The 16393-nt window shown below is 69.5% G+C and carries 17 protein-coding genes and 1 pseudogene; 10 read left to right on the top strand and 8 right to left on the bottom strand.

Going from position 1 to position 16393, the window contains the following annotated elements; all coding sequences use genetic code 11:
• Positions 1–290: 290 nt before the first annotated feature.
• Positions 291–584 carry a transposase gene (locus ACFWPI_RS15485; protein WP_380380489.1) on the bottom strand — a complete coding sequence of 98 codons (294 nt, stop codon included), beginning with the start codon at positions 582–584 and terminating at the stop codon, positions 291–293.
• Between ACFWPI_RS15485 and ACFWPI_RS15480 the strand changes: the two genes are divergently transcribed.
• On the top strand, positions 579–893 hold the full coding sequence (locus ACFWPI_RS15480; protein WP_380380491.1) for an IS3 family transposase: 315 nt from the start codon (positions 579–581) through the stop codon (positions 891–893). The genes ACFWPI_RS15485 and ACFWPI_RS15480 overlap by 6 nt on opposite strands.
• 172 nt (positions 894–1065) lie before the next feature.
• Entirely contained in the window at positions 1066–1656 is a 591-nt protein-coding gene (locus ACFWPI_RS15475; RefSeq protein ID WP_380380493.1) for a hypothetical protein, read from the top strand.
• A 40-nt stretch (positions 1657–1696) separates the two neighbouring features.
• Here ACFWPI_RS15475 and ACFWPI_RS15470 read toward each other — a convergent pair whose 3' ends face one another.
• Together ACFWPI_RS15470 and ACFWPI_RS15465 are read right to left on the bottom strand one after the other, a co-directional pair.
• A complete protein-coding gene (locus ACFWPI_RS15470; RefSeq protein WP_380380495.1) occupies positions 1697–2119 on the bottom strand; it encodes a transposase in 423 nt (140 codons plus the stop codon).
• 266 nt (positions 2120–2385) lie between these two features.
• Complete coding sequence (locus ACFWPI_RS15465; protein WP_380380497.1) at positions 2386–2727, bottom strand: hypothetical protein; 342 nt, start codon at positions 2725–2727, stop codon at positions 2386–2388.
• An 804-nt stretch (positions 2728–3531) separates the two neighbouring features.
• Between ACFWPI_RS15465 and ACFWPI_RS15460 the strand changes: the two genes are divergently transcribed.
• The 5 genes from ACFWPI_RS15460 to ACFWPI_RS15440 are packed head-to-tail and all read left to right on the top strand — an operon-like array spanning position 3532 to position 6266.
• Complete coding sequence (locus ACFWPI_RS15460; RefSeq protein ID WP_380380499.1) at positions 3532–4245, top strand: cytochrome P450; 714 nt, start codon at positions 3532–3534, stop codon at positions 4243–4245.
• Positions 4246–4250: 5 nt separating this feature from the next.
• A complete protein-coding gene (locus ACFWPI_RS15455) occupies positions 4251–4682 on the top strand; it encodes a hypothetical protein (RefSeq protein ID WP_380380501.1) in 432 nt (143 codons plus the stop codon).
• A 9-nt stretch (positions 4683–4691) separates the two neighbouring features.
• Complete coding sequence (locus ACFWPI_RS15450; protein WP_380380503.1) at positions 4692–5009, top strand: hypothetical protein; 318 nt, start codon at positions 4692–4694, stop codon at positions 5007–5009.
• Positions 5002–5736, top strand: a complete 735-nt coding sequence (locus ACFWPI_RS15445) for a sulfotransferase family protein (protein ID WP_380380505.1) — start codon at positions 5002–5004, stop codon at positions 5734–5736. Before ACFWPI_RS15450 ends, ACFWPI_RS15445 begins: the two co-directional genes overlap by 8 nt.
• A complete protein-coding gene (locus tag ACFWPI_RS15440) occupies positions 5733–6266 on the top strand; it encodes an adenylyl-sulfate kinase (protein ID WP_380380506.1) in 534 nt (177 codons plus the stop codon). Before ACFWPI_RS15445 ends, ACFWPI_RS15440 begins: the two co-directional genes overlap by 4 nt.
• A 7-nt stretch (positions 6267–6273) precedes the next feature.
• Here the strand turns inward: ACFWPI_RS15440 and ACFWPI_RS15435 are convergent, their stop codons facing one another.
• Positions 6274–7131, bottom strand: a complete 858-nt coding sequence (locus ACFWPI_RS15435; protein ID WP_380380507.1) for a methyltransferase domain-containing protein — start codon at positions 7129–7131, stop codon at positions 6274–6276.
• Between the two features lie 544 nt (positions 7132–7675).
• Between ACFWPI_RS15435 and ACFWPI_RS15430 the strand changes: the two genes are divergently transcribed.
• From ACFWPI_RS15430 to ACFWPI_RS15420, 3 genes are all read left to right on the top strand, one after another.
• A complete protein-coding gene (locus ACFWPI_RS15430; protein ID WP_380380509.1) occupies positions 7676–8824 on the top strand; it encodes a hypothetical protein in 1149 nt (382 codons plus the stop codon).
• 181 nt (positions 8825–9005) lie between these two features.
• Positions 9006–10367 carry a tyrosine-type recombinase/integrase gene (locus tag ACFWPI_RS15425; protein WP_380380511.1) on the top strand — a complete coding sequence of 454 codons (1362 nt, stop codon included), beginning with the start codon at positions 9006–9008 and terminating at the stop codon, positions 10365–10367.
• 406 nt (positions 10368–10773) lie between these two features.
• Positions 10774–11175, top strand: a complete 402-nt coding sequence (locus ACFWPI_RS15420) for a YccF domain-containing protein (protein WP_380380512.1) — start codon at positions 10774–10776, stop codon at positions 11173–11175.
• Between the two features lie 108 nt (positions 11176–11283).
• Here ACFWPI_RS15420 and ACFWPI_RS15415 read toward each other — a convergent pair.
• The 4 genes and pseudogenes from ACFWPI_RS15415 to ACFWPI_RS15400 all read right to left on the bottom strand — a co-directional run bounded on the left by ACFWPI_RS15415 (position 11284) and on the right by ACFWPI_RS15400 (position 16373).
• Positions 11284–12913: pseudogene (locus ACFWPI_RS15415) on the bottom strand (AMP-binding protein).
• Positions 12914–13051: 138 nt separating this feature from the next.
• Positions 13052–13291, bottom strand: coding sequence for a chaplin (locus tag ACFWPI_RS15410; protein WP_380339720.1), 240 nt, complete (start codon positions 13289–13291; stop codon positions 13052–13054).
• Between the two features lie 92 nt (positions 13292–13383).
• The gene (locus ACFWPI_RS15405; RefSeq protein ID WP_380380419.1) at positions 13384–13809 is read right to left on the bottom strand and encodes a hypothetical protein; all 426 of its coding nucleotides are present in this window, start codon (positions 13807–13809) and stop codon (positions 13384–13386) included.
• Positions 13806–16373: an Hsp70 family protein gene (locus ACFWPI_RS15400; RefSeq protein WP_380380421.1), complete on the bottom strand. Its 2568-nt coding sequence runs from the start codon at positions 16371–16373 to the stop codon at positions 13806–13808. Before ACFWPI_RS15400 ends, ACFWPI_RS15405 begins: the two co-directional genes overlap by 4 nt.
• Positions 16374–16393: the final 20 nt, after the last annotated feature.

Here is a 16393-nt window from a genome sequence, read left to right as displayed (position 1 = left end):
CAGACAGCATGGATCAACGACCCCAGCAAGCGCAGGGAACCCGCCCCACAAACCTCCTAACATCCCGACCGTCTCACTGGACTTGAAATCTTCCGTGGCGCGCGGAGTCAGATCCCGACCTGGGTACCGACGTTCCCTACGGCCGCCGGTGCCGAAGGCGCCGCTGAGGAGGATGGGTGCGTGGGTGAGGGCTCCAAACAGTCGATCAATACGACTGCGAAGGTTCCGGCACCACCGAACCGCAAGTCAAAGCCTCTGGGCGGTCGACGGGGCTTACTGACTTCGGCTTATCAGGATGGTAGGTCGAGGGAGAGTGTGGTTCCGGCGAGGAAGCCGTCGAGGACGTCGGGGCGGTACTGGAGTCTTTTGAGTCGGTTGCGGACGAGGGTTGCGAGTCGGTCCAGGGCGACGCCGGCGAGGTTCGCGAGGCTGCGTTTGACGTGGGCCCACAGGTGCTCGACCGCGTTCAGCTCGGGTGCGTATGCGGGCAGGACGAACACCGTCAGCCAGTCTCGCGCGCTGATCAAGTCGCGCATGACGTGGCCGCCGGCCGGGGCGGCCTGCAGCCCGGCTGCATCATGCACACCGACCGCGGAAGCGAATACACCAGTGGTGAATTCCGCCGGGAGATAGAGGAGTTGAACCTGAGGCAGAGCATGGGACGAACCGGCATATGCTACGATAACGCCACAGCCGAGAGCTTCTTCGGCTTGCTGAAAGCAGAGATTGGCACCACCGTCTGGGAGAGCCGCGAAGCAGCCCGTGCCGACGTCTTTCGCTTCATTGAAGTCGAATGCAACCGCACCAGGCTCCGCAAGCACCCCGAGTTCGGGTACCTCACTCCACTCGAAACCCGAGCCAGGCTGCAGCACGACTTCACCCCCGCAGCGTAAGCAACAGCTGTCCAGTTCCAGGGTGGAACCTCACCGACGGGAAACGACCCCCCTTCCTGGCAGCAGCCCGCAGCCACGGAGGGCCTGGGTGTCAATTTTTCCCTTTGCCCCCATTGCCAAGGTTAGTCATTCGTCGTTGTCCGGAGTAGGTGTCGGTTGCGTTCGGTGCGGCGTGCGCTGGACCGCCGACCGCTCGATGGAGGGATGCGACATGGCAGCAGGGGCAATGAGTGCACTCACGTGTGGGAAGTGGCGCCTGGCCTGTGCGCTGGTGGCAGTCGGGGCGGCTCTGGTCTCGCAAGGCTTCGTCACTGCGTCGACTGCTGCGGCTGCCGCCGGCGGCAAGGCCAGTTTGGGCGACCACTGTTCGCCCTACACCACATACCACGGTAAGAATCTCCGCGGTGATGTACGGACCTGCCTGGCGGTCAAGGCTGACCACTGGGAAATCGTCACGCACACCCGCGGGCAGGCGTACCTCAGCCAGGGCTTTTACGACGAGTGGCTTCCCGTAAACCGGAATCACCCGGCCACGTGGAAGGCATGGGGAACCGTGCGGCTCAGCCCGAGCAAGTCCGTTTCCTACTCGCACGGCAAGAGCCAGACGACCTGGAACGGTGGGGACTACACGCCCCAGAGCGGCATCCTGACGTGCGGTGCCTACAAGGTCACCCGCACCTACACCCAGACCGGGCCCCGCTCCGACGCGACGTTCAGCTCCGGCGAGAAAACCCTCACCATCACGGTTCCCTGCGCCTACTGACCGACCTGCCCCGAGTTTCGTGGAGTCCGCGATCGTGTGATCAAGCGGTCTGCGGGACTGCCTCCACGCCGGCCCAGTACGCCTGCTCGTACTCGTCGGGCGGGACGTAGCCCAGGCCGGAGTGGAGTCGTTCACCGTTGCAGCACGCGACCCACTGGAAGAGGGCCCGCTCGACCTCGTCGAAGTCCCGCCACGGCCCCTGATGCTCAATCAGTTCGACCTTGAACGTGCCGTTCAGGGCCTCTGCCATCGCATTGTCGTACGAGTCCGCGACGGACCCGACCGACGGCGAGGCGCCGACCTCGGCCAGTCGCTCCGTGTAGCGAATGGACACGTATTGCGACCCGCGGGCGCTGTGGTGAATGAGGTCGGCGCCCTTCTTGATCTTCTGTCGCCACAGCGCCATCTCCAGCGCGTCCAGCGGCAGGTCGGTGTGCATGTGGTCGGCGATCTGCCAGCCCACGATCCGGCGCGAGTGCGCGTCCAGGACGAATGGCCACGTAGACCCAGCCCGACCAGGTTCGCACGTAGGTGAGGTCGGCCAGCCACAGCTGGTTGGGGCGCTCGGCGGTGAACCGGCGGTTTACCAGGTCCGGCGGCGGTACCGACGGCTCACCACCCTGACCGCTCACCGCACCGATCCCGCCCCCGCGCTGGTACGCCTCCACCACGAGCGTTGCGGGAGGGCAAGTCCAGGAGCACCGGGTCCGCGCAGTGGTCGGCTGGGCGTCAGGAGACGAGCAAGCTTCTGGGCAGGGCCCCGAGCGACTCCACGATGCCGAAGTGGCCGTTGGCGTCGAAGAGCTTCTCCCCGGCAGCGACCGGTGCCTTTCCGAATGCGGTGGCGAACGCGTCGGCGGCGTCTGCGGTGAGCGTGCACGGTTCGTCGACGACGTCGATGCCGGAGAGCGAGACCCTGAAGTTCCGCAGGCCTACCGGGCAGTCCACAAGGTTGATCCTGTGCGGTGGCCCGCCATCGGCCGAGACCCCGCCGGTGATTGTGCGCCGCCCGAGGTCGGCGTAGAGGGCGGTCAGGTCCAGGCGGTGACCGGAGCCGTCGGTGAAGCTCACACCGCCGTCCATGCGGTCCGCCGCTGGCGAGGTCCAGGGAGACCGCCCCGACCACCCGGAAGCGCACACACGGTGTGGCTCCGCCGCGGTGCTCGGTCGCGTTGCCGGTGGCCGTGAGCGTGACGTGCATGGCGTCGAGACGTTCCGCAGCCGCCGCACCGAGGCAGAACTCGCTCATACCGTTGACCGGCACCTTGGGCGAGATGGCCGCAGCGGGCCCCGAACCCATGAGCACCGCACCGGTGACGAGAGCGGTGGTGGTGAAGCTGGCCAGGAGCCGGCGCATCCGAGGTCTCCAGTGATCGGGGCGGGTGCCTGTCACTCTGCCAACGGCCCCGCTCGACCATCCGGTACGGCAGGACACTGCACGACCACCCGAACGGGGCGGCGAGGGCGGCGCACCGGCCGCGACGTTGCCCCCATCGGCGCACTGCTGGTTCTACGGCAAGGAGAGGACGATCACGTCTTGCCCCCGACGTTGACGAGCTTGGCGAGCACCCGCGCGCTGACCCTGGCAGGCAGGCGGCACAGATTTTATCAAGGATGTCCTGGAGCGCCCCGAACGGAGGGCTCATAATCCTTTCACACTTCCGATTTCGTGAATCCGGGCCGCATCGTCGCCGTTTCCCCTGTCGCCGTTGCCGACCCTGCAAGCCGCTTCGCTGCCGCTATTTCACAGCCCGCCAGAGCGCTACGGATTCGGAGCTCTCACCCGTCGGCGAATAAAGACAGAGCAGAGAGAACGAGGTATCGTCCTGCGGGATATCCTCCGCAAATTGAACACATGAGGGCGAGGTGGCCGGCATGGACGTCCGGGAAGTGGACGCCCCCGGAGCGTGGCCGGTACTGGGGCACCTGCCGCGCATGCGGCGCCGGCCTCTGGAGTTCTTCTCCTCCCTCGCCGCGCAGGGCGACCTGGTGCGGATCCGGCTCGGGCCCACGGCAGCGACCGTGGTGTGCGATCCGGCCCTGGTCCGGGACGTCTTCAGCAGGCCGGGCACCTTCGACAAGGGCGGCGCCCTCTACGACAAGGCCCGCCATGTCACCCCGGGCGGGCTGCTCACCTGCACCTGGGCCGAGCACCAGCACCAGCGCGCCCTGGTGCAGCCCGCCTTCGCCAGGAACCGGCTGGAGAGCTACGTCCCGGTGATGTGGGAGGAGGTCTCCTCGATGCTCGCCGCGTGGCACCCCGCAGTGCGCGACCTCATCTCCCACTACACCGCCGCCTTCGCCGACCGCCTGTACCGTGCCGGAACGGTCGTCTTCGACCTGTTCGCGCTGCAGGACCTCGCCGACCGGATCAGGCTCGGCAGCAGCGCCAAGTACCAGGTCATGGGTATGTGCGTGGGCCACCCGCACATCCCCGACCACGTCTCGCACGAAATCGAGCGCGACATCGCCGAATCCGCCCACGAGCTCGCGGACCGCATGCTGGAAGACCTCCGCGCCCTGCTCACGTCCACGGACCCGGCCGACAGCACCGCGGCAACGGACGTGACCGGACCGGCGGGCTGGTGACCGCCGTGACCTACCCACCCGCGTTCACGATCGCCTACCTCGTCCACAGCGACGTCGAACTCCTGCGCCGCACCATCCCCACCACCCTGGACGCCCTGACCCGCGGCACACGCCACCCGTACGACCTGGTGCTCGTCGTCGACGGCGCAGAAAGCGCCCCGGCCAACGAGATCATCGAACTCGCCCACAACACATGGGGCTTCGACGAGGTCCGGGTACGCTGGCGCACCCGCCACCGGGCCTCCGGCGACCAGGCGAACAACATCCACACCCACTTCGTCAGCGACAAGAGCCGCTTCCTGATCACCATCGATGTCCTCGCCGAGATCGCCGAGACGTTCGACCGTTGCCCCCAGCTCGCTCTCGCCCAGCGCATCGACGACCACGACTGCTGGCAGTGGAAGCTCGAGGAGGTCGGCCCGCCGCTGAGCGACTGAGCCCGCTCCGTGAACCGCGTCTCCTCGCACTTCCTGATCTACGACACCCAGCGGGCCCGCCCCGTCATGGCCGCGGCCGGCGGCATCCCCGGCGACCGGTTCCACGACGACGGACAGCACTGGATGAACTACGAGGACTGGCTCTCCCACACCTTCGCCCACCCCACCGGCCCCGGCATCGGCTACCTGCACCGCCTCCCGCTCCGGGTCTTCCACTGCGACGAGAAGATCGCCCCCGGTTCCGCCCACTACCGCCGTGACATCGCCACCCGCCTGCGTGTCTTCGCCGAACGCGAGCACGCCGTGAAGGAGGAACTCGGTGCCTGACCACCGTCTCGTCCCCTCGCCCGTGTTCCTCCTCTCCCCGATCCGCTCCGGGTCGACCCTGCTGCGCTGCCTGCTCGGCTCCCACCCCGACGTCCACGCCCCGCACGAACTCCACCTCGCCGGCTACACCGTGGCCGTCGACGACGAGTTCACCGGCCTGTCCATGCGCACCCTCGGCCTCGACCACACCGACCTCGAGCACCTGCTCTGGGACCGCCTGCTCCACCGCCAACTCACCGAGACCGGCAAGACCGTGCTCGTCGAGAAGTCCCCAGGCAACGTCTTCATCTGGCAACGCCTCGCCGCCTGCTGGCCCCAGGCCCGCTACATCGTCCTGCGCCGCCACCCCGTTGCCATCGCCGACTCCATCCGCCGCGCCGGCGACACCAACGACCTCGCCGAAGCCGCCGTCACCGTCGACAAGTTCGCCACCGCCCTCGACGAAGCCGCCGCCAACCTACCCGGTGCCGTCCACGTCACCTACGAGCAGCTCACCACCGACCCGGAAGCCACCTGCAAGGCCCTGTGCGAGCACATCGGCATCTCCTGGGATCCGAGCATGCTCGACTACGGCCGCCACGACCACGGCCCCTTCGTCTACGGCATCGGCGACTGGTCACCCCAGATCGCCTCCGGCCGCATCCAGGCCGCCACCCCGCCGCCCGCTGACCCAGACGTCCCGCCGCTGCTCAATTCCTGGTGCCAGAAGTGGGGATACGCCCCGTGAACCAGCCGGGATCGTCAACCGTCTTCTGGCTCGCCGGACTGCCGGCCTCCGGCAAGACCACCCTCGCCCGCCACCTTCTCGACTACCTCCGCTCCGAGCACGGCGCGGACTGCGGGCTCTACGACGCGGACGTCGAACGCGCCATCGGAGTCCTGCGAGATCTCGGCTGGTCACCCTCCGACCGCATCGCCACGATCCGCGCCCTCGCGCATGCCGCCAACCGGCACCAGGTCGGCATCGTCACCCTGGTGACTTCCACCGAGGCGGAGCGCCGGCTCGCCGCAGATCTCCTCGGAGAACGGCTCCACCTCATCCACGTCCACGCACCCGAACCGGTGTGCCACGCCCGCGACGCCCTCCGGACCGTCCGCGCCTACCGGACCAATCCGGCACCGGACGCGCCGGAGCTGTCCTGGTCCGATCCCGAACAGCCCGCGCTGGCGCTGGACACCACGGCCCCGGTCAGCACCACCGTGAACGCCCTGTACACCTTCGCCGCCACCGCCCTCGCGAACGCCGCTTCCCCATAGATGTCGGTCAAGCAGCAGTCGGGAGATGCGGCGTCGATCCGGCTCGCACGGGTGCCGCCCGCTGGCCGTCGTGCGAGCCGGCCCCCTGCCCGCTACAACCGCTCCTCACCTTCTCCGCCACCGCGATGAACGCCAGCTCGGAGAAGAAGAAACCGCCCAGCTGGTCCGCATCGCACACCGAGGTGTACCAAGCCTCGACCTCTTCAGGGGCGACCGCGCCACGACCGTGCCTGGCGGCGGACAGCAGAGCCTTCCGGATCTGGTCAACCCGATCCTTCGCATGCCCCGTGAACTCGGTCGACCACGCCAGCAACGGCTCGACGCCGACGAGCTCCAGCGGGCTGCGGGCGAGGAGCAATCCGAGCTCGCGGCCGATCCTGCCGTCCGCGTGGTCCATCCAGCTCTGCGCATCGTCCGCGAACGCGTGGCACACCCGCCGGTCGAGATCGGCGTCCGCGCCCGCGATGACCATCGAGTCGAAGTCGACGTGCGCGATGACCGCCCGCCTGCCAGGCCGAAGAACCCGTGCCACCTCGGCCAGCATCTCCTGCGGGTTCGGCAGGCACTCGACGGTGTTGTACGACAGGACGACGTCCACGCTCGCTTCGGAGCACGGGAGAGGATCACGCAGATCAGCGACGATCGTCGCCGTCGACCCCTTGTGGCCTGCCAGAGCCGCGTGGACCTGGCGCAACGACTCCACCGAACGGTCGATCCCTACGAGGGAAGCCAGCGGCGCCATCCGGCTGACAGCCCGCAGCGTCGGTCCCGTACCGCAACCGAGATCAACAACAACCTGGTCGGGATCTTGCGGGCCGGCAAGCTCCGCGAGGCGCGCATGGATCGGCTCAGCACTGTCGGACACGGCACTGCCCTCCTCCCCTGCCCGCGCCAGAGCCCGAGATGGCGGCACCAATAGTTCAGATTTGCACCATATGGCATGCTTCGAGATGTCTCATCTCGAGAAGGGAGCCCGCCACCCATGGATCGCTCCTTCGAGCCAGCGCCCACTCCGGCGGCGCGTCCCACCAAGCGGAGAACACCCAGCTCCACAGCCGCTCGGCCCGTTCGCAGCCGCAGCCTCCTGGAGTCGACCGAGAACGCCGCCAGGTGTAGCCGACGAGTCCTGGCACAAGAAGGCCGAGCCTGCCCATTGCCCCGGCTGGGGACCTCCCATTCGGTGATCTCTCGAGCACGCCAGTCTCCGTGATTCCCCCGCACCGCTGGTCTCATCCGAACCCGTCGAGGAGCCCGTAACTGGGGTTCAAGCGCCTCTGCCGCTGAGGGGGCTTCGTTCTCTCGCGGCGGTCGGCGCCCGTCGGTTGCACGGTCCGGCGCTCTCTGGCGGTGCGTCAGAATGGCCCGACGCCCGGCGGCGTTGCCGAGCAGATCACCGGAGGTACGGCTTCATGACCCGCTACTGCATCGACCCCGGACGGCACGAGCTCATCGCGACCTGGGGAACCGGCGAGGGCGACCTCGCCACCCGCATCGCCGACCTCCCAACCGACACGGACGCCGCCGCGCTGATGCGGCTGGCCCGCGCCCTCACCCACCTGTCCGAGGCCGCGTGGCGCACCTACACCCACCCGGCCAGCGCCGCCTCCTCGATGGAGCCGGGCTCCGAGGGCTGGCGCCGCGCCGAGGAACGCAAGTCCTTCGACGAGGTCCCCGAGGCCATCGCCCGGCCCAACCTCCCCCAGGACGGCATGCTCGACGTCGAGTACAGCCCCCTGGTCGAATCCGCGCACCGCGCCGGCCGCGCCCTGCACTCGCTCGGCAACGCGGACCTCACCGACGCCGTCCTCGCCGAGACCGCCACCGAACTCGCCGCGGTGGAGAACGCCGAACTCGGCGACCTCACCGACCGTGCCCGCCAGGCCGTCCTCCTCAGCCGCGAAGGCGCCTCCCCCGTCCAGGTCGCCGCCGCCGACCGCCTCCTCGAACAGGACCCCTTCGGCCCCGCCGCATTGTTCACCGACATCGACCCCACCGCCGCGGCTGTCGCCGCCGCGCACTGGCTCGCGGCCGCAGCAGAGGTCACCGCCGAAGCCACCGGCCACTCCCCCACCGCCGTGCTCTTCGAAGCCGACAACATCGAAGCCCTCCCCCACGAGACCCCCACCCTCGTCCTCGGTCTCATCAGGGACGACGGCTCCCCCTACGACGCTGTCACCGGCCTCGTGCGCCACGCCCTCCACATCGCCGACGGCCTCCTCCCCGACCCCGCCGGCCTGCGCGAGCAACTCGAAAACGTCGACGACACCCTCGCCCAGTACACCGGCCCGGACACCGACCCCGAGGACACCGGCCTGCGCCTGACCCCGCTCGACCCCAAACGACCCGCCCCCGACCTCCTCGAAGACCTCCTCGCCGGCATCCACGGCCTGCTGCTCCTCCACAAGGAATACGACGAACTCGACGACGAAGACGACTTCGACGACGACGAGGACCGGGACGACGACGAGCAAGCCGGGCAGCAGCAGGACCGCAGCCGCAGCGACTTCGCCCACCTCGTCCGCGAAGCCGCCGCCACCCACCGCGACCGGCTCGTCTGACCGCCCGCACCGGCCATAGAAGCAACCGGCGATCAACCATCCGCGGGTCTCCCTTGTCGCCAGTCAAGGGAGACCCGCAAGTCACGGCCACACTTTCCGGGCCGGTGGTCGCACGGTGATCGCCCAACCGGGTGCAGACTGGAAGAGGACGACTCGCGCACGATCATTCGAGGCGATCACCATGCGCTGCTCACCGAACCCCTCAGACGGCCGGGACCGGGGACGCGTCTACCGGCGCTGCGGCTGCCGCGACGACCACCGCCGACAGCTCGGCACCCGCTGCCCCCGTCTCGCCACTGATCCCCACCACGGCAGCTGGGCCTTCGCCGTCGACACCCCGCCCGTCGACGGCCGCCGCCATACCGTCCGCCGCGCCGGCTTCCCCGACGAGATCGACGCCCGCACCGCGCTGCGGCACTTCAACGAGGGCCTGGCCCTCTGCGTCATCACCGACCCCCGGCAGCGCACCTCCGACTACCTGCGGGACTGGCTCACCGAGCGGGAACTCCACCTCAAGCCCACCACCATGGCCCGCTACCGCGCCTACGTCGAGCAGGACCTGATCCCCGCCCTCGGCCAGATCCCCCTCGACGACCTCACCCGCCAGCACCTGCGCGCCTTCGTCACCGACCAGCTCCGACGAGGCCGCGGCAAGGTCACCGTCCACCGGATCATGGCCACCCTCTCCAGTGCCCTCGGCAGCGCCGTCACCGGCGAGCGCCTGGCCCGCAACCCCGCCAAACCCCCGCTCCTGCCCCGCCCCGCCTCCGCCCCGCGGCACCTGTGGACCGAGGAGCAGACCGCCCGCTTCCTGCGCTTCACCCACGTCACAGACCCGCTCTACGCCGACCTCGCCGAACTCATGATCGGCTCCGGCATCCGCAAGGGCGAGGCGCTCGCCTTGCACTGGGACGACGTCCACCTGCCCGAACGGGTCTTCTTCGTCCGCTCCACCCTCTCCGTCGTCGACAACAACCAGGTGCTGCTGACCAGCCCGAAGACCAAAGGCAGCCGGATGTGGGTCGCCCTGTCCGACCGCGTCGTCGACGCCCTCGAAGACCGGGCCGGCACGCGGGCGTTCGGCCAGATCACCCCCGCCGGCGGCTACGTCTTCCACCGCCACGGCCGCCCGCTGCACCCCAAGAGCGTCCTCGACCGCTTCCACCTGCTCTGCGACAAGGCGGGCGTCCCCCGCATCGCCCTGCACGACCTGCGCCACCTCACCGCCAGCTTCGCCACGGCCGCGGGCGTCCCCCTGCCCGTCATCTCCAAGACCCTGCGCCACCGCACCCTGTCCACCAGCGCGAACATATACACGGACCTGACGTTCCTCGCCGCCCGCGCTGCCGTCGACGCCGTAGCCTGGATCCTCGACAACGCCGACCGCGCCGCCCTCGGCCGGCCCACCTGCCGCGCCCGGCGCCCCTGGCACCAGAACCCGCGCCCGCACCGGCAACAGCCCGCACACCAGCGGTCACGAACAGAAGAACCCTCAGCAGCCTGGCCGATGTGGCCCGGAGACCACCATGCGACCACCAGCTGACCGGGCAACAGAAAGAGCCGGCACTCGGTTTCCCAAGTACCGGCTCTCACAACCGACTTCACTGTCGGGACGACAGGATTTGAACCTGCGACCCCTTGACCCCCAGCCGCCCCGCTCCTGACCGGCCCCACCTGCTCGCCCTGGGACTGGCCAGCTACACGAACAGCGGCATCCTCGGCACCCCGTCGCTCGACACCACCACGAAGGGGGCGATACCCGATAACCTCTCAAGTCGGCCGCCGCGCACTTGGCCCCGCTTGGCCAGCACTGAACCTGAAGGAGTCTCCATCTGAGACTACTACCCGGACCGATCCCTGAGGAACAACCCCTAAGGGCGTAGACACGCTCGCTGGCGGGCATGGCAAGGTCATAGTGCAACGCCATCAGCCATGAGAAGGTACCAAGCATGAGTGCAGTAAAGTTCATCCTCAATGTCATCTGGTTGGTTTTCTGCGGCATTTGGATGGCTCTTGCCTACGTGCTCGCCGGAATTATCTGCTGCCTGCTCGTAATTACTATCCCATTTGGCATTGCCTCGTTTCGGATCGCCGGCTTCATACTGTGGCCGTTCGGGCGGACGACCGTGGAGAAGCCGGGTGCCGGGGCGGCGTCCTGCGTCGGGAACGTCATCTGGCTGATCTTCGCGGGCTGGTGGCTGGCGATCGCGCACCTGGTGACCAGCATCCCGCTGTTCCTGTCGATCATCGGCATCCCGTTCGGCTGGGCGAACCTCAAGATGATCCCGATCTCCCTCATGCCGCTCGGCCGCGAGGTCGTCCCCACCGACCAGGCCTGGGGCGCCCGGTAGCCGTTCTATACGCAGCCGCGGAAAAACCGGCCCCGGGCGGGCGCAACACCCGCCGGCCCGGGGCCGTTCGGTGTGTGCGGACGGGCCCGGACCGGGCGGTGGGTCAGGTCAGAGGCCGAGCAGGCGCACGGCCTCGGCGCGCATCTCGACCTTGCGGACCTTGCCGGTGACGGTCATCGGGAACTCCTCGACCACGTGCACGTACCGCGGGATCTTGACGTGGGCGAGCCGGCCGGCGCAGTAGGTGCGGACGGTGTCGGCGGTGAGCGGCTCGGCGCCCGCGCGCATGCGGATCCACGCCATCAGCTCCTCGCCGTACCGGGCGTCGGGCACGCCGACGACCTGGACGTCGAGGACGTCGGGGTGGGTGTACAGGAACTCCTCGATCTCGCGCGGGTAGAGGTTCTCGCCGCCGCGGATGACCATGTCCTTGATCCGGCCGGTGATGGCGAGGTAGCCGTCCCGGTCCATGACGGCGAGGTCGCCGGTGTGCATCCAGCGGGCGGCGTCGACGGCCTCGGCGGTGCGCTCGGGCTCGCCCCAGTAGCCGAGCATGACGGAGTAGCCGCGGGTGCAGAGTTCACCGGGCTCGCCGCGCGGGACGGTCCGGCCGGTGGCCGGGTCGATGACCTTGACCTCCAGGTGCGGGCCGACCCGGCCGACGGTGGAGACCCGGCGGTCGACCGTGTCGTCGGCGCGGGTCTGGGTGGAGACGGGCGAGGTCTCGGTCATGCCGTAGCAGATGGCGACCTCGGCCATGCCCATCCGGCCGATGACGTCCTTCATCACCTCGGCCGGGCAGGGGGAGCCCGCCATGATGCCGGTGCGCAGGCTGGTGAGGTCGTGGCGCGCGAAGTCGGGGTCGGCGAGTTCGGCGATGAACATGGTGGGCACCCCGTACAGCGAGGTGCAGCGCTCGGCGGCGACGGCGGCCAGGGTGGCGCCCGGGTCGAAGGAGGGCGCGGGGATCACCGTGCAGGCGCCGTGGGAGATGGCCGCGAGGTTCGCCATCACCATGCCGAAGCAGTGGTAGAACGGCACCGGGACGCAGATCCGGTCCTGCTCGGTGTAGTTGAGCAGTTCGCCGACGAAGTAGCCGTTGTTGAGGATGTTGTGGTGGGACAGGGTCGCACCCTTGGGGAAGCCGGTGGTCCCGGAGGTGTACTGGATGTTGATCGGGTCGTCCGGCGTCAACTCCCGCTGCCGCTGCGCGAGAAGGCCGGGGTCGGCGCGGCGCCCGGCGGCGAGCAGGGTGTCCCAGCCGGGGCTGCCGATCATCAATCCGCTCCAACTCCGGGCACTGGGGCCGTACTTCCTCGATCATTCCGGCGTAGTCGGAGGTCTTGAAGCGCTCGGCCGCGACCAGCAGGCGGATCCCGGCCTGGTTCAGCACGTACTCCAACTCGTGTGAGCGGTAGGCCGGGTTGATGGTGACCAGGATCGCGCCGAGCTTGGCGGTGGCGTACTGGGTGAGCGTCCACTCGGCGCAGTTGGGCGCCCAGATGCCGACCCGGTCGCCCTTGGCGATGCCGAGGTCGAGCAGGCCGAGGGCCAACGCGTCGACGTCGGCGGCGAGTTCGGCGTACGTCCAGCGGCGGGCGGTGGCCCGGTCGACCAGGGCGTCCCGTGCGGGGAAGGCGCGCACCGCGCGGTCGAGGTTCTCCCCGATGGTGTCGCCGAGCAGCGGCACGTCCGAGGTGCCGGAGGCGTAGCTGCGCGGGGTCGGAGTGGTCGGCACGTTCTGACTCCTGGGTGGGCGCGTGCGGGTCGGCCCCCATGGTCTCCGCCTCGCGCCCGCGCCACCACCCCCGAACGGGGGTGCGGACACGATGCTGGGGCCGTCCGTCGGGTTCGACGGACGGCCCCAGCAGTCGGGTCAGCCGTTGATGCAGGTGTTACCGAAGGCCGGGTTGAGGATGCTGATGATGCCGATCGAGTTGCCGCAGACGTTGGCCTCGAGGTTGATCGGGATCTGGATCTGGTTGCCGGAGAGCACACCGGGGGAACCGAACGCGACACCGTTCGCGGTCGCGTCGCCCGCGGAGGCGGTGCCGGCACCGGCCAGGACGGCCACAGCGGCGAGTGCGGTGGCGGCGAGGGTGGTACGAATACGCATTGCGTCACTCCTTGTGAGGGCAGCGAACATCCATGTGACGAACACACTCGCACCGATCGAACTCGATGGCAGGCCGGGAACGGCCGAATTGGTCACTCAGAGGGCGTGTCGCCCTCCCGCTCCCCCGGCACCGGCCGCACGGACCCGGACGCGCTCACCCATTCCAGCAGGTCCCGGGCCGGTTCGAGCCCCGGTTCGGCCGCCACCGCGCGGTGCAGCAGTCCGAGCGCGAACGCCCTGTCACCTGCCGCCAGCGCGTCCAGCGCCCGGTTGTAGTCGATCCGAGCGGCGTAACGCAGCCGGAACAGCACGCCGAGATCCTCCCGGCAGGACGGACAGCGCAGGCCCTGCGGGTCCGCCGGGACGGCGCACTGCGGGCAGCGCACCTCGATCGGCGGAACCTCGGCGGCCGGCCCGCCGATCGGGTGCACGTCGGCCGGGGACACCTCGGACGGGTACACCTCGAACGGTGGTACCTCGGACGGAGTCACGTCGGGCGGAGTCACGTCGGAGTTCATCGCGGACCGGCCTCCTCCGGACGGACCGGACCGAGCGACTCCGCGAGCGGCTCGCTGCCCAGTTCCCGCTGCGCCTGCGCGTACAGCGCCAGCAGCGCCGAGCTGTGCTGGTTGGCGGCCTCCATGTTGGCCGACTCCACCGCCTCGTCCAGCCCGCGCAGCTCGGCCATGATCCGCTGGGCCAGCGCCGGCGAGACCATGTTCTGGTTGACGTAGACGTTGCACATGGTGAGCATCCGGAAGGTGTGCCCGAGCGAGTCGCACAGTTCGTCGGCCCGCTGGGCGGCGCGCATGGCGCCCTCCCAGTCGGCGGCCTCGCGGCGCAGCCGCAGGTCGGCGGCCACCGAGCGCAGCCGGTCGAGGTCGCTCGGGTCGAGGTGCTTCTCGCAGTAGTGGATGAACAGGCTGAGGTACGCCTCCGAGCCGCGCACCCAGCGCTGGGCCTTCAGCTGGCGCTGGGCCCGCTCCAGCGCCTCGTCCACCGACTGGCCGCGGGTCTGGCCGGCGGCCAGGTCGTCCAGGCTGTCCATGAGGCGCTGCGCCTCGCGCATCTCGGCCTCGGTGAGCTCGCCGCCCCAGCGGTCGGTGAAGGTCTCGATCTGCCGCTGCTGCTCCTCGACCTGGACCTTGAGCTCGGGGTCGAGGGTGACGCGCTCCAGCTTGACGGTCTTCTCGCCGCCGCCCTGGATCCGCACCGACAGGGTGATGGTGCGGTCCCGGTCGAGGCCGAAGGACACCTCCACGGGGGTGCGACCGCCGAGCCCGGCGGGCAGCCGCAGGGTCAGGTGGCCGATCAGCTCGTTCTGCTGGGCGATCTCGTGCTCGCCCTCGTAGACCGCGATCTCCAGCCGCTGGCGGCCGCTGCCGGAGACTACGAACTCGCGGCTGACCGGCGAACTGGTCGGGTAACTGGTGTTCTTGGGGATGATGACGGCCAGCCGGCCGTCGTTGAGCTCGATGCCGAGGTTCTTCGGGGTGATGTCGAACGGGTTGGTGACCTGCATCAGCTCGCCGCAGCCCTGGCAGGCCTCGCTGCCCGGCGGGTTGACCACGCCGCAGGCGGCGCAGCGCAGGCCGACGTCCTCGGCGGCGGTCGAGGCGACCTTGGTCTGCCCGGGTGCGGCGGAGTTGAGCGCCTCGCCGCACAGTTCGCAGGCGGTGACGCCGGGGGCGGCGGGGGTGCCGCAGCGCGGGCAGTTGTCGCTGCGCACGGCGGTGGCCGCCTGGGACTGCGCCGGGATGGCCGCACCTGCGGCCGAACCGCCCAGCTCCTGGCCGCACTTGGGGCAGGCGGCGGCCTCGGCGTCGACCGGGAGGTGGCAGCCGGTGCAGGAGACCCGGGGCCCACCGAGCAGCGTGGTGGCGCAGTTGGCGCAGTTGGAGGCGGAGAGGTCGCCGGGGGCCCGGCACTCGGGGCACTCCACCTCGCCGACCAGCGCGGACTGCACGGCCGCGCCGAGCGCCACGCACTGCATCGGGTTGACGCCGCGCCGGATCCGGCGCGGCCCGAAGACCTCGCCGAGCCGCCGGGCCACCAGCGGGATCGCGGTGGAGCCGCCGACCAGCACCACCTCGTCGATGTCCCCGACAGTGAGGTTGGCCTGCATGATGGCCTTGTGGGTCAGCTCGATGGTGCGCTCGATCTGGGCCTCGATCAGCTCCTCGAAGCGGGCCCGTTCGAACTCCGTCTCCAGCACCAGCTGGCCGGCGCCGAGGCCCGGCAGGATCACCTCGGAGGCCTCCTGGTGGGAGAGCTCGATCTTGATGGTCTCGGCCGTGGAGGCGATCTTGGGACGGTCCCGCAGGTCGGGCTGGTAGTCCGCGCCGTACTCCTCGCGGATGTCCTCCAGCAGTGCGGTGGTGATGGCCCGGTCGAAGTCGTCGCCGCCGAGCAGGTTGTCGCCCTCGATGCCGAGCACCGAGACCGAGCCGGGCACCAGCAGCAGGATGGAGATGTCGAAGGTGCCGCCGCCGAGGTCGTAGACCAGGACGGTCCGGCCCTCGTCGCCGGCCTCGGAGGTGATCCCGTAGGCGAGCGCGGCGGCGGTCGGCTCGTTGATGATCCGCAGCACGTGCAGGCCGGCCATCCGGCCCGCCTCCTGGGTGGCGGCGACCTGCCGTTCGCCGAAGTACGCGGGGACGGTGATGACGGCCCGGTGGAAGGGCTCGCCGAAGCGCTGCTCGGCGTCCTCCTTGAGGCGGTGCAGGATGATCGCGGAGATCTCGATCGGGGTGTAGGAGCGGCCGTTGAACCAGACGTTGACGTCGCCGTCGGTGCCGGCCGTGACCTTGTAGTCGACCTCCTTGAGGGCGGCCTGGACCTGCGGGTCCTTGAACTTGCGGCCCATGAAGCGCTTGACCGAGCGGATCACGTTGACGCCGTCGATGGCGACCCGGCTGCGCGCCGTGGAGCCGACCAGCAGTTCGCCCTTGCGGCCGCTGCCGACCACGGAGGGCGTGGCCTCCTGGTTCTGCCGGTTGAAGATGATCTCCGGCTCGCCCCGGCGCAGGTGGGCCACCACCGAGTTGGTGGTGCCCAGGTCGATGCCGAGTGTGCGGTACATGTCGTTCCCCTCTTGCCCCT

Source organism: Kitasatospora sp. NPDC058492 (genome assembly GCF_042720685.1).
Taxonomy (GTDB): Bacteria; Actinomycetota; Actinomycetes; order Streptomycetales; family Streptomycetaceae; genus Kitasatospora.
Note: the sequence above shows the minus strand (reverse complement) of the source record. Positions and strands in the feature narration are given on the sequence as shown.

Bases quoted from the DNA above. Each gene is read 5' to 3' on its own strand.
- ACFWPI_RS15410 (WP_380339720.1), bottom strand. From the start codon at position 13,291: ATGCGTATTCGTACCACCCTCGCCGCCACCGCACTCGCCGCTGTGGCC.
- ACFWPI_RS15480 (WP_380380491.1), top strand. From the start codon at position 579: ATGCACACCGACCGCGGAAGCGAATACACCAGTGGTGAATTCCGCCGG.
- ACFWPI_RS15400 (WP_380380421.1), bottom strand. From the start codon at position 16,373: ATGTACCGCACACTCGGCATCGACCTGGGCACCACCAACTCGGTGGTG.
- ACFWPI_RS15420 (WP_380380512.1), top strand. From the start codon at position 10,774: ATGAGTGCAGTAAAGTTCATCCTCAATGTCATCTGGTTGGTTTTCTGC.
- ACFWPI_RS15430 (WP_380380509.1), top strand. From the start codon at position 7,676: ATGACCCGCTACTGCATCGACCCCGGACGGCACGAGCTCATCGCGACC.
- ACFWPI_RS15460 (WP_380380499.1), top strand. From the start codon at position 3,532: ATGGACGTCCGGGAAGTGGACGCCCCCGGAGCGTGGCCGGTACTGGGG.
- ACFWPI_RS15425 (WP_380380511.1), top strand. From the start codon at position 9,006: ATGCGCTGCTCACCGAACCCCTCAGACGGCCGGGACCGGGGACGCGTC.
- ACFWPI_RS15405 (WP_380380419.1), bottom strand. From the start codon at position 13,809: ATGAACTCCGACGTGACTCCGCCCGACGTGACTCCGTCCGAGGTACCA.